This is a genomic window from Brevundimonas sp. UBA5713 (assembly GCF_002419815.1).
Taxonomy (GTDB): Bacteria; Pseudomonadota; Alphaproteobacteria; order Caulobacterales; family Caulobacteraceae; genus Brevundimonas.
In genome coordinates this window covers 21,717-34,401 of the sequence record NZ_DIGV01000029.1, presented here as the reverse complement: position 1 = coordinate 34,401, position 12,685 = coordinate 21,717, and the positions used below count along the sequence as shown (strand labels likewise).

At 61.9% G+C, this 12,685-nt stretch carries 7 protein-coding genes; 5 read left to right on the top strand and 2 right to left on the bottom strand.

The window, feature by feature from the left end; genetic code table 11:
- The 5 genes from B3B04_RS07660 to B3B04_RS07640 form a co-directional block, all read left to right on the top strand.
- Positions 1-2,651, top strand: a 2,651-nt coding sequence (locus tag B3B04_RS07660) for an isopeptide-forming domain-containing fimbrial protein (RefSeq protein ID WP_292041621.1), incomplete at its 5' end; no start/stop codon positions are given.
- Between the two features lie 16 nt (positions 2,652-2,667).
- A complete protein-coding gene (locus B3B04_RS07655) occupies positions 2,668-3,783 on the top strand; it encodes a hypothetical protein (protein WP_292041619.1) in 1,116 nt (371 codons plus the stop codon).
- Positions 3,784-3,799: 16 nt separating this feature from the next.
- A complete protein-coding gene (locus B3B04_RS07650; RefSeq protein WP_292041618.1) occupies positions 3,800-6,337 on the top strand; it encodes a hypothetical protein in 2,538 nt (845 codons plus the stop codon).
- 80 nt (positions 6,338-6,417) lie between these two features.
- On the top strand, positions 6,418-8,547 hold the full coding sequence (locus tag B3B04_RS07645) for a hypothetical protein (protein ID WP_292041616.1): 2,130 nt from the start codon (positions 6,418-6,420) through the stop codon (positions 8,545-8,547).
- A gap of 387 nt (positions 8,548-8,934) precedes the next feature.
- A complete protein-coding gene (locus B3B04_RS07640; protein WP_292041615.1) occupies positions 8,935-9,450 on the top strand; it encodes a TetR/AcrR family transcriptional regulator in 516 nt (171 codons plus the stop codon).
- 18 nt (positions 9,451-9,468) lie between these two features.
- Here the strand turns inward: B3B04_RS07640 and B3B04_RS07635 are convergent, their stop codons facing one another.
- Together B3B04_RS07635 and B3B04_RS07630 are read right to left on the bottom strand one after the other, a co-directional pair.
- Positions 9,469-10,890, bottom strand: a complete 1,422-nt coding sequence (locus B3B04_RS07635) for a coniferyl aldehyde dehydrogenase (protein WP_292041613.1) — start codon at positions 10,888-10,890, stop codon at positions 9,469-9,471.
- Positions 10,891-10,895: 5 nt separating this feature from the next.
- Positions 10,896-12,497, bottom strand: coding sequence for a GMC family oxidoreductase (locus tag B3B04_RS07630; RefSeq protein WP_292041612.1), 1,602 nt, complete (start codon positions 12,495-12,497; stop codon positions 10,896-10,898).
- Positions 12,498-12,685 lie beyond the last annotated feature (188 nt).

The window sequence follows — 12,685 nt, the reverse complement described above, 5'->3', positions numbered from 1 at the left end:
GTGTGAGCGATGCCGGTGCGTTCAGCTGCTCGGGCACGCTGAGCTGCACCTTGCCGGTGGGCACGGTGCCGGGCACCTATGAGCTAGTGTACACCGCCAGCGTCAACGCTGATGCTGCGGGAACGGTGAAGAACGCCGTCGTCGGCACGGGATCAAACGCGAGCTGCGAGAACAACTGCGAGGTCATCACTCCGGTTGAGGATCCGAAGGTCGATATCGTCAAGACGATCGACCTGATCGAAGGCCAGAAGGCCAAGGTGGGTGACGTCCTGACCTATACGGTCACGGCAACGGTCAGCGGTTCGTCGCTGCGTTCGGAACTGACGGTGACGGATACTCTGGGTGCGGGTCTGGACTTCGGTTCGGTGACGGTTGCAGGTGCATATACCTGTAACGCCGCCAATCCGCTGGTCTGCACCCTGCCGACCGGTACGGCTCCGGGGACCTATGCAGTCACCTATACGGCCATTGTGAATGCTTCTGCGCAGACGCAAGTCCGCAACGCCGTGGTCGGTACCAGCGACGATGAGGTTAACTGCGTCACCTGTGACGTGGTGACCGAAGTCGAAGCGCCGATCGTCCGCGTCAACAAGTCGGCCAATCCGCCGGCTGGCAGCAAAGTCCAGGTCGGCCAACTGATCGATTACACCGTTTCGGTTGTGGTCGAGCGCTCGGCCCTGATCAGCCCGCTGACGCTGACCGACACGCCGAGCGAAGGTCTGACCCTGCTGTCTACGCCTCAGGACTGTGTCCTGAACGGCAATGTCATGACCTGCACCCTGCCGGTCGGTACGCCTGCCGGGACCTATGACTTCACCTACCAAGGCCGCGTCGAGGCCTCGGCTGGAGCCAAGGTGGCCAATGCGGTTCGCGGTGAGACGGACGGTTCGACCGTGATCGAGTGCGGCACCTGCTCGGTGGAGCACGAGGTCGAGGAAGCTCTGGTTCGCCTGACCAAGACAGCAGGTTCGCGTGACGTGAAGGTGGGCGACCTGGTTCGCTACACCCTGACCATCGAGAACCTTTCGGGTCCGAACCTGATCAACGCCCAGGTGGTCGATACCCCTGCAGCAGGCTTCACCTATGTGGAAGGTTCGCTGCAGGTGGTCGATGCCGACAACTTCGGCTCGGTGACGGGATCGAACCCGATCCTGATCAGCGGTCTGGATGTCGCCTCGGGCGAGACCGCGACGGTCAGTTATCTGATGCGTGTGGGCGCAGGAGTCACCCAAGGCACCCACATCAACTCGGCCATCGTGCAGGACGGAACAGGTCGTGACCTGTCCAACCGTGCGACCGCCGAGGTGCAGATGAACGGTGATCCGCTGTTCGACGACAGCTTGCTGTTAGGTAGCGTGTTCAACGATCTGGACGGTGACGGCTGGCAGGACCCGGCGTCGCTGAGCGGTCTGAAGGTTCAGGGTGGCTTTGCTCCGGACGTCTATGTGGCCAACTCGACCACGATGGACCGCGGGGCAGGGGCGACGCCTGTGGCCGATGCCTCCTCGCCGATGCTGCACGGCATCCGGATCGGTGATCTGGCGGGTCGTGCCTCGGAGGCCGGCGCTCCGGCCACCGTGGTGATCCGCCAGCGCCTGACCGCGCCGAGCTTCACGGACGACTTCGTCCTGACCAACAACCAGGGTGTGACGGTGCGCATGGATGCCGCCGGTAATACCTCGGTCGAAACGTCGGGCGAGGCGGCCCGTGGCCTGAACGGTGCGGCCCCCGAGGTCGAGCGTCGGGTGACGCAGGATGGCGGTGTCTATGTGGTGGACTATGTGATCCGCAACATGGGCATCGACGAACGCGGCATTCCGGGTGTTCGCATCGGTACGGTCGAAGGTCTGATCATCGAGACGGACCAGTATGGCCGCTATCACCTGGTCGATATTCCGGGGGGCAATGTGGGCCGCGGACGCAACTTCATCATGAAGGTGGATCCGGCGTCCCTGCCTGCGGGTGCGGTCTTCACGACCGAGAACCCGCTGGTCCGCCGCATCACGCCGGGCATCCCTGTCCGCTTCGACTGGGGTGTGCGCTTCCCGACCGCCGAGATACCGGGCGGTCGCGAGGAGATCGAACTGGAACTGGGCAAGGTGGCGTTCGCGCCGGGCGAGGCTACGGTCTCGTCCACCCATCAGGGCCTGATCGCCCAGATGGCCGAGCGCATCCGCGAGTATGACGGCGGAGAGATCGTCATCACTGCCGACGGCGAGAGCGAGGCTCTGGCCTATGCCCGCGCCAATGCGGTGAAAGATGCGGTGGAAAGCTTGCTGGCTCCGTCCGAACGGACCGACCTGCGGGTCTCGGTCCGCGCCCGTGTGGATACGCCGAATATGGTGAGTTTGACCGGTGGACGCATCCTTTTGGGCTCGGTGTTGTTTGACACTGACTCCGCCGAGGTTCGACCCGAGTTCAACGGCCTGCTGGACAGCATTGCCGAGCAGTTGGGCACATCCAACCGCGAGGTGGTGATTGTGGGTGGTGCCGATGTGCGCGGTGCTGCGGCCTACAACGAGGCTCTCGGGATGCGCCGAGCCGAGGCGGTGGCCGAGGCTCTGGCCCGTCGTCTGCCGCCGACCCTGTCCCCGCGCGTCTCTGTCGAAAACGCCACGCTTCCCCAATCCGGCCGTCCGGCTGGCCGCTGAGGGAGAGATGAGAAGTATGAAACGCTTTGATCTGATGCTGGCGTCGCTGCTAGCCACTGTATCTGTCCCGACGCTCGCATTTGCCCAGTCATCCCAGCCGCCTGCGGACACACAGCCTGACTGCAATGCAGAGGCCTGCACATCCGAGGGTGAAGTCCTGTTGCGTCTGCGTTCGGTGGGCGAGCGCGAACCGGTAACCCAGGGTACGACTGTGACTTCGGGTGCACAGAACCTCAGTCCGGATCGTCGTGCCGAAATCTCTATTCTGCCGCCCGCCCGACGTACGCCGGGTCAGGCGCAGGTTCAGGGTCGTTTCGGTATCGACCTGCCGGGCGGTGGCCGCATTTGGGCGGTGGAAGATCCCAACCCCGGCGTGCCCGAACTGTCCGTGTCGGCCTCGTCTCTCGTGTCGTTTGACGGCGAGCAGGTGGTCAGGCCGGTGACCTTTGTGGTGCGCTCCAACTATCCGGACTTCATCGACCGGATGGAGATCTCCATCTATCGCGGCATCGACATCGATCTGGTCAACCCGATCGCGGTCCTGCCGGTCACGCCGTCGGCAGTAACCGATGTGGTCTGGGACGGTGCGATGAACACCGACCGTATCATGCGGGCAGGGGACGAGCTGCGCTATGTCCTGCGAGCCTATGGTCCCGACGGTGCGCGCGACGAGACCTTTGCCGCGCGTCTGCAACTCGCTCGTCCGGAAGACGTGGAGCGTCAGCTGAATGCCCTGCGCACCACCTATGAACGCGCCACCGGTATTACCGGTACGGTCGAGGAGGCGCTGGGCCGCAGCCTGACCGATCAGGCATTCGCCGGAAATGGCCTGCGACTGCAGAACATCCCGATCAACGCCTCGCGCGTGCGCATCATGGGCGCGGATGTTCCGACCAATCGTCCGCTGACGATCAATGGCCAGAACTATCCCATCGACCAGCGTGGGCGTCTGGCTGCCGAGTTCCTGATGCCCATGGGGCAGCACCATTTCGATATCGGTGTCGGCGGGGCCGGAGGGCGGTCATACCGTCTCGAAACAGATGTCTCGGGGCAAGTAATTCTATGGCGTCGGCATCGCCGACCTTACCGTCTATCAGAACGACGCTACCACCTCGAGGACGGGGTCGGCTGAGCAGCGTGAAGACGATGTGCTGAGTGATGGGCGTCTGGCCTTCTATCTGAAGAACCGCTTCAGGGAGCGTTATCTGCTGACGGCCCAGATGGACACGACCCAGCGCGATCTTGGGCGACTGTTCGACGACTTTGGCCGCGCGGTGCCATACGACATCTTCCGCCGTCTGGACCCGGATATGTACTATCCGACCTATGGTGATGACTCGACCACCTATCGTGATATCGACACCATGGGTAAGTTCTACCTGCGTCTGGACTGGGATAAGAACCAGGCGCTGTGGGGCAACTACCAGACCGATTTCGAAGGTACCGAGTTCGCCCAGTTCAATCGCTCGCTTTACGGCGGGGCGCTGCGCTGGCGCTCGCAAAAGGCTAATGCCTGGGGCGAGGCGGTTACTCAGGTGCGGGCTTTCGGGGCCGAGGCCCAGACCCTTCCGGGCCGTAACGAGTTTATCGGCACGGGCGGCAGCCTGTACTACCTGCGCCATACCGACATCCTGCCGGGCTCGGAGCAGGTGGTGGTCGAGGTCATCGATCCGGTCTCTGGCCGCAGCGAGGCCCGCGTGCCCCTTCTGCGCGGTGCGGACTACGAGATCGACCACTTCCAAGGCCGCATCATCCTGACGCGCCCGCTGGCCCAGATCACGCGCGCCAGCACCATCTCGATTGCCCGTAACACGCCGTTGGAAGGCCTGACGCAAAAGCTGACGGTGGACTATGAGTGGGTGCCCAGCAGCTTTGACGCCGACGGTATGACTTTCGGTGCGCGCGGCAAGCACTGGTTCGGCGACCACCTCGGTGTGGGCCTGACCTATGTCGACGAAAACCGTGCAGGGCAGGACTACTCCCTGTTCGGTGCCGATGTGACGCTGCGCGCAGGGCAGGGCACCTATCTGAAGGCGGAATACGCCGAGACCGAAGCTCTGGTCGCCCCCAGCTTCTTCTCCAGCAACGGCGGTCTCAGCTTCCAGCCGCTGGGCCAGAACGGCAACCAGAACGGTGAGGCCCGTGCGGTCGAGGGCCGCATCAACCTGAACGAACTGGGTCTGCCCGCCCTGCAATGGACGGCAGGGGCATGGTGGCGCGAAACCACCAATGGCTACTCCTCGTCGCTGTATACTGATGGCCGCCCGCTGACGCAGTACGGGGCCGAAGTGCTGGGCGAACTGACGCCATCGGTCGAGATGTATCTGCGCTATGCCCGCAACGAGCTGGGCGCAGAATCGCGTACTCAGGCGCAGGCGCTGATCGATTGGCGCATCGACACCAATAACAGCCTGACCGGCGAAATCCGCCGCGTCGAGGAAGACACCTTTGTCAACAGCGGCACCGGTGTGCTGGGTGCCGCGCGCTATACCCGCCGCCTGATGCCCGGGCTGGAAGTCTTCGGTCAGGCGCAGCTGACGCTGGATGATGACGACGGGGCCTATGCCGACAATGACCGCTATATGGTCGGCGGCCTATACCAGTTCGGCAACCGCTCCAGCATCGGTGCCGAAGTCAGCACCGGTGACCGTGGTGAGGCCGCGACCCTGAACGGGGAATACCGTCTGGGCAATGACCGCACCATCTATGGCTCGTACACCACCACTGACGACAACAGCGAATACCATCCGGTTCTGAATCCGCGCTCGGCCAATGGCTGGACGTTGGGCCAGCGCTCGCGGGTGTCGGACCGTCTGAGCCTGTTCAACGAAAGCCAGTATCTGAAGGAGCCGAACCGGTCGGGCCTTGCCCATACTGTGGGTCTGGACTTCTATCCGGGCCGCGGCTGGACCACCGGTATTACCCTGCAGGACGGCGAGTTGACCAACGAGAATGGCGGGCGCGTGGATCGCTTTGCTGTCAGCGGCCGTATCGGCCACAACTCGCCGCGTACAGAATGGCAGAGCCGTCTGGAATGGCGCGAGGACAAGGGTGCCGAGCGTCGCGAGCAATGGCTGGCCACCAATCGCATCAGCCACAAGATCAATGAAAGCTGGCGCGTCGCGGGCCGTTTCAACTACTCGGAAACCGAGGACCTGAACAACGCGGCAGACGGTGCGAAATTTATCGAAAGCAACGTCGGCTTTGCCTATCGTCCGTGGGACAATGCGCGCTGGGGCGTGTTCGGCCGCTATACCTACCTTTATGACATGGCTTCGGCCGGTCAGTTCGGTGGCACCCAGTATGACCAGAAGACACAGATCCTGTCGCTGGAGGGCGTTTACCAGATCGACCCCCGCTGGGAAGTGGCTGGCAAGGCCGCGCGCCGCTCGGGCGAGGTGCGGATGCAGCGTGGCGAAGGTCCGTGGTTTGAATCCGACGCCACCTTGCTGGCCGGGCAGGTTCGCTATGACCTGCGTAACAAGTGGCACGCCATGGCCGAGTACCGCACTTTATCGGTCGATGATGGCGGCACCCGTCAGGGCTGGATGGTCGGCATCGACCGCGACCTGACCCGGAACTTCCGCCTAGGTGTTGGCTATAACTTCACCGAGTTCTCGGACGATTTGACGAATTTTGAATATGACCATCGTGGATGGTTCATCAACCTCGTGGGCTATTACTGATGACTAGGCCTAATCCCTGTCTGCAAGGCATGAAACAAATCCAGGATGCGGGACGGTTCGGTCCAACTTCGGGCGTGGCGATGAAACGCAGCGGTCACCTCAAATGGACGGCGGGATTTGCGGCGGGCTTGATAGCGCTGGCGAGTGCCGATCTAGCGAGTGCGCAGGTGGGCATCGGTGTCACATCTGCCGAAACGGCCCAGGGCACCATTGGCCACAACAAACAACAAGCTGACTCGGCGGCGTTCCGTTGTCCGGATGGAACTGTGGCAATCGGACTGGAGGCGCGAGACAAGACTGTCAGTGCGCCCCGCCGTTCCACGTGGGGTATGACCACTTATTTTGGTGCCTACTGCGCCAATATCGTGCCCACACCGACAGGCTTTAATCTTGTCCCGCTGAGCACGACGACCCCGTCGGTTTTCACCCGTTACGCCTATAATTTCCAAGGTCCGACGATCCGTCAGAACTGCGGTACCAACCAGATCATTCACCGCGTGGGTGGATGGGATCGTGACTGGGACGACAGCACCCAGTATCCGGCCTGGGCGTCAGCTCTGACTATGGTTTGCGACAACATCACCATTAACGCGTCTGGGTGGGTGCGGATCGCGACAGCGGGGACTAGCAAGCAACTGGTGGGCGTCATCGAAGCCCGTCCTTCGCTCTTGCTCCCTCCACACGAGGAACGAGGCCCTTACTGCGACAATACTTCCACATCGCTTGTCACCGGCCTTTATGCGCAGTCGGGTGGCGAGGGCATCGACGGCATCAACGTGTTCTGTGGCGGTCTGGCCCAGGCCCGCTTTTCGTCGGTCCTGACCTTTACCGATTTCGCTTGGAACAAGACTCTGGGCGGATCGGGGTGGACCACGGATCTACGCCTCAATACGACTCTGCTGTCCAATACGGCGGGCATGAGCGGACAGGCTCGCACGCCCTATGCGTCGGCGTCAGACAACAACGTTAACGCCTACAGCGTGCCGCACGAAGTGTATGTGCTGCCGAACTCAAACTATCGCGCCGTCGTCAATGGCAGACCGACCGGCGTTCCGGCCAACAGCTTTATTCAGCGCGGCACCTGTACGACGGGCATCACCCTTGCCAATGAACAGGATGCGGCCTGCGCCCTTGAAGTGGTCGGCCTGCCGGACCTGACGCCAACCGTCACCTCTCCACCCGCGACCTATGTGCAGTATGGCCAAGCTCAGCCGGTGACCGTGACGGTAGCCAATCTTGGCCCGGGCGCGACAGCGGCCAATGACGGTTTCACGGTTCAGACCACAGTGCCTGCGGGCTGGAGTGCGTCTAACTTGCCGACTGGCTGTAGCCTGTCCGGTGCCTTGGTGACCTGTGCTATCACGACCGTCCTGAACGCGGCAGCCCAGCCGGGACAGACGGGCGGCACGGTGTCGTTTACCTTCAACCTGACACCAAACTCGCCCACCGTTAACGGCACTTACAACTTGCCTGTGCGCGTGAACACCGACGTTCCCAACGGCGATTCCGACCCGACGAACAACGACTACAACGCGGCCAACAACGAAGCCACGGGTCAGTTGCGTCTTCTGCTCAATGCCCGCCTCAATCTGTCTAAGGTCTGGGCCGATGCCAATGTCGGCGATACAGCCCGACTGACCGCCACGCGCGACAGCACTGTGGCCGTGACGCTGGACGCGGTGGCTAACACGGCCAGCGAGACCGACACCGGTGCGTTTGCCAATCTGGCACCGTCGTCGACCTATGTTCTGGCCGAGGTCTTGGGCGCATCAAACGTGGGGGCCTATAATGCAAGCGCCTGGACGTGCACGGGCGGCACCCTGACGGGTAACCAGCTGACCCTGTCCAACGCGGACAGCGGCAAGGATATCACTTGCAGCATTACCAATAGCCGTCAGGTCGCCGATGTACGCGTGATCAAGGTGGCAGATCGCGCAACGGTCCGTTCCGGCGAGTTGATCACCTGGACGATTACGGCGACCAATGCGGGACCCAACGCGGCCAATGGTGCGGTGCTCAGCGACACGCCCGGGGCGGGTCTTGATTGTAACGTCCCGCCGCCTCCGGTTTGCACTTCGACCGGTGGGGCCAGCTGTCCGACGAATGTAAGTGTCTCGGCATTGGCGACCGGTGTCCCCGTAGGCACTTTCCCGCCGAACAGTTCGATAACCGTAACGCTCACGTGTCGGGCCACCGCGGACGGTATCTGAACGTTCTAGACATTAGTCGAAAGGATTATGCGCCGGATTAGGGAAACTGGCGCATTTTCTTTGCATTTCGCTCTCAACTCAGGAAGGAGCGAGGTGCGTACTATCCCTTATACCGCGTAAATTAGTAGAAAAAGCGGAACCAATTGAGCACTTTGGCCGCTTGGTTACGAAGGCCAACCTATGACCGCCATGTATCCGTGTTCCGTCGATTGCGGAACGCGGGTATTTAATGCTGCCTGATTTGGTCAGTGCGGAGATAGGCCAGTGCTTTGTAAGGCGAAGTAAATCCGTGCTGGTTGAGTAATGCAGATCGAGTCAAAGCCGAAGTCCGGGCCAGATGGGCGTCACTTGCGAAGTGAAAAGAGCCGGGCGGTCATCGCTTCGGCTATGCTTGAGATGGTTCGCGAGTCCGGCACCATGCCGACCACGGATGCCGTAGCTGAACGTGCTGGGGTCTCGCGGCGCTCTGTTTTCCGTCACTATGCCGATGTTAGCGAACTGGTGGTGGCAGCCTATGAGCTCCAGCGCGCCGACGCGAACCGTCGCTATCCTCCCCGCGATGTCGTGGCGGGTTCTCCCGAAGAGAACGTAGCGGCCTATGTCGAACGCGCTGCCGACGTCTATGAGCTGACCAGCCCTGTCCGGCGTGCAGCCATCCATATGTCGCGCGACTATGCGTCACTGCTGGACCTGATGCGCACCGACGACATGGCCCAGCACAAGCTTGTCACCGGCCTGTTCGGACAGTTCGTGAAAACATCGCCGGAAGTTTTGCTGCCGGCATTGATTTCGGTGGGTAGCTGGACCCATTGGAATGCCTTGCGCACCGAACAAAATCTGTCGGTAGAGCAGGCCCGCGCTGTGGTGACAGCTCTGATGATGGCCGTCTTGGCGCAGGCCTGATCGCGAACGATCCCTGACTTAAAGTTTGAGGGCCAGGTCCGTGATGGACTTGGCCCTTTTTCCATAGGGCGGGGCCACCAGACGCGTGGTGTGCCAGCGCCCGACGCGGAAGACGGCGCGCTGATGGGTCAGTTCGTCAAATCCGAACTTGCCATGATAGGCCCCCTGTCCGCTGGGCCCGTTCCCACCGAACGGCAGGGCGTCATTGGCCACATGCAGCATGGCATTGTTGATGGTCACGCCGCCTGAATGGGTGTGGTCCAGCACATGTTCGATCTCGGAGGACTTGTCCGAGAAGACATAGAGGGCCAGTGGGCGATCACCGGCATTCACCGTATCGATCGCAGCATCGAAGCTGGGCTTGCTGAGGACCGGTAGGACCGGCCCAAAAATCTCTTCGCGCATCAGGCGCAGGTTTTCCGGCGGATTGATCACAACCGTCGGCGGGAACTTGCGCGTGGCGCGAACGGCGTCCGGATCATGGGCCGGTTGCAGAATCTCGGCTCCCGCAGCGCGGGCCTCCTCCACCATAGACTCCAGACGGGCGAAATGCTGTCCGGCGATGACGGTGGTGTAGTCGGGATTGTCGGCAAAATCGGGATAGAAGGTCTCGGCCTTCTGGGCCACGGCATGACCGATGGTGCGGGCGCGCTCTGCATCGCCAATGGCCATCACGTGGTCGACCGCTACGCAGGTCTGGCCGGCATTCAGGAAACGGCCCCAGGCGATGGCATGGGCGGCGTCGTCGATGCTGTAATCAGGGCTGACCAGCGCCGGAGACTTGCCGCCCAGTTCCAGCGTGACCGGCACCAGATTGTTTCCGGCCGCCGCTGCCACGCTGCGGCCCACGCGGGTGGAGCCAGTATAGAAGATGTGATCGAACGGCAGGGCGCAAAAGGCCTCGGCCAGATCGGGGCCGCCTTCCAGCACGTTGACCTGTTCGGCGGGGAAGATATCTGCCAGCAGTTTCGACATCAGGGCGCTGGTGTTGGGCGTCAGTTCCGACGGTTTCAGCATCACGCGGTTGCCCGCCGCCAGCGCCGTGGCCAGCGGCAACAGTGCCAGTTGGACCGGGTAGTTCCACGGCGAGACAATGCCCACCACCCCCTTGGGGTCAGGCCTGACATAAGAGCGGCCCGGCATGGACATCAGCGGGGTCGAGACCCTTTGCGGCTTCATCCAGCCCGCCAGTTTATGGCGCATGTCCTTGATACCACGCGCCACGACCGACAGCTCCAGCAGTCGGGTCTCCAGTGCATTGCGGTGGCCAAAGTCTGCTGACACGGCCTCGACCCAAGCCTGCTGGTTGTCCAGCGTGATGGCTTCGATCTTCTTCAGGTCTTCGCGGCGGGCCTTCAGGCTGCGGTTGGGCTCGGCCAGGAAGGCCGCGCGCTGGCGCGCCAAAAGATCGTTCATTTCGGCGATGGAGGCGGCGGTCATCGGGCTCAGTCCTTCTCGGCCAGAATGAAGTCGGCGGCGCGGGTGGCGATCATCATGGTCGGTGCATTGGTATTGCCGCCCACCAGCCGCGGCATGATGGAGGCGTCCACCACGCGCAGGCCTTGAACGCCGTGCACCCGCAGCTTGGGATCTACCACAGTCAGTTCGCCATGGCCCATGCGGCAGGTGCCCACAGGGTGATAGAGTGTCTCGGCACGGGCACGCAGATCGTCCAGCAACTGGGCGCGGGTGACATAGGCCGGATCGGGCCAGATCTCTTGCTTGCGGTCGAAATCAAAGGCGCTGTGCTGCAAGACGTTGCGGGCCATTTGCATGCCATCAAGCATGACCTCAACGTCCTCTGGATCGCTCAGATATTTGGGATCGATAAGGGGATGGGCCGTGGGGTCTGCGGTGGTGATACGTAGCTCGCCACGGCTCTTTGGATAGAGCTGACAGACATGCAGCGACGCGCCGTGGCCGAACGGTAAGCGCGCGCCGTGCGGGGCTACCTTGGCCGGAATGAAGGCGAACTGGAGGTCCGGCAGATGTCCGGCCCGCGAAGACTTGAAAAAGGCCCCGCCCTGAACCGGATTGATGCTTAGCAGGCCCGGCTTGCCCATTAGAAAGGCTATCACACTGGCGGCCCATGAGGGCGCTGTAGCCGCTGATATGCCCAGAGAAGTCGTGCTGCGGGTGGTGATCTGGCCCAATACGTCCAGATGGTCCTGAAGGTTGCGTCCCACACTGGGCAGGTCGACCAGCGGGTTGACCCCCGCATCCCTTAGCCAGTTCGCATCGCCAATGCCCGAGAGCTGCAGCAACTGGGGCGAGTTGATCGCACCACCGCTCAGGATCACTTCTTTTCGGGCACTGACCGTTTGGATCCGGCCTCTTTGGCTATATTCCACGCCGGTCGCACGCGTGCCTTCCAGCAAAACCCTGTGGGCCAGAGCCTTGATCTCTACCGTCAGATTAGGGCGACCCATCGCCGGCCGTAGAAAGGCCACCGCTGCACTACAACGTTTAATGCCTTGCTGGGTCACCTGATAGGGGCTGCACCCGCTTTGCTCGGCGGCATTGAAATCGGCAATACGGGTGATGCCGTTGCCGTTACAGGCCTCGAAGAAGGCTTCGGTCAGTGGATTGAGCGGATCGATGTCCTGAACCGATAAGGTACCGTCGGCTCCGTGCCATTCACCATCGGCATTCAGGCGGCGCTCAACGCTTCGAAAGGCGGGCAGGGCATCGGACCAGCCCCAGCCCTCGGCACCATAGTCATCGCGCCACTCATCGTAGTTCTCGGCTGCTCCGCGAATATAGTGCATAGCATTGATCGAACTTGAACCCCCCAGCACCTTCCCGCGCGGCCAGAACAGGCGTCGGTCGTTCAGCTCTTTTTGCGGGGCCGTATAATGGTGCCAGTCCAGCGTTTTGGAGGTGATGGCCTGTCCCATCATCAGCGGGGCCTCGACCAGCAGGTTTTTGTCGCTGCCGCCCGCCTCAAGAACCATCACAGACACGGAAGGATCACGCGACAACCGGTCCGCCAGAACACACCCAGCGGATCCTGCACCCACGATCACATAGTCGTACACCTTGGTCATCGCAGCGTGCCTCCATCGCCCCGGATACGCGATCAACTACACATGATTGCTGCGATATGAGGGGGAAATTCGCTGTCTCGTCACCCTATTATTACCAATAGGCGTCAATAGCGGGCGCAAGTCCTGACCTAGCGGTGCAGCAAGAGAACGCTCACGGGAACAAAGGCTTATGTCGCCTCTGGTAGTAA

Excerpts from the sequence above, each read along its gene's own strand:
- B3B04_RS07655 (WP_292041619.1), top strand. The coding sequence starts at position 2,668 with ATGAAACGCTTTGATCTGATGCTGGCGTCGCTGCTAGCCACTGTATCT.
- B3B04_RS07640 (WP_292041615.1), top strand. The coding sequence starts at position 8,935 with ATGCTTGAGATGGTTCGCGAGTCCGGCACCATGCCGACCACGGATGCC.
- B3B04_RS07635 (WP_292041613.1), bottom strand. The coding sequence starts at position 10,890 with ATGACCGCCGCCTCCATCGCCGAAATGAACGATCTTTTGGCGCGCCAG.
- B3B04_RS07630 (WP_292041612.1), bottom strand. The coding sequence starts at position 12,497 with ATGACCAAGGTGTACGACTATGTGATCGTGGGTGCAGGATCCGCTGGG.
- B3B04_RS07645 (WP_292041616.1), top strand. The coding sequence starts at position 6,418 with ATGAAACGCAGCGGTCACCTCAAATGGACGGCGGGATTTGCGGCGGGC.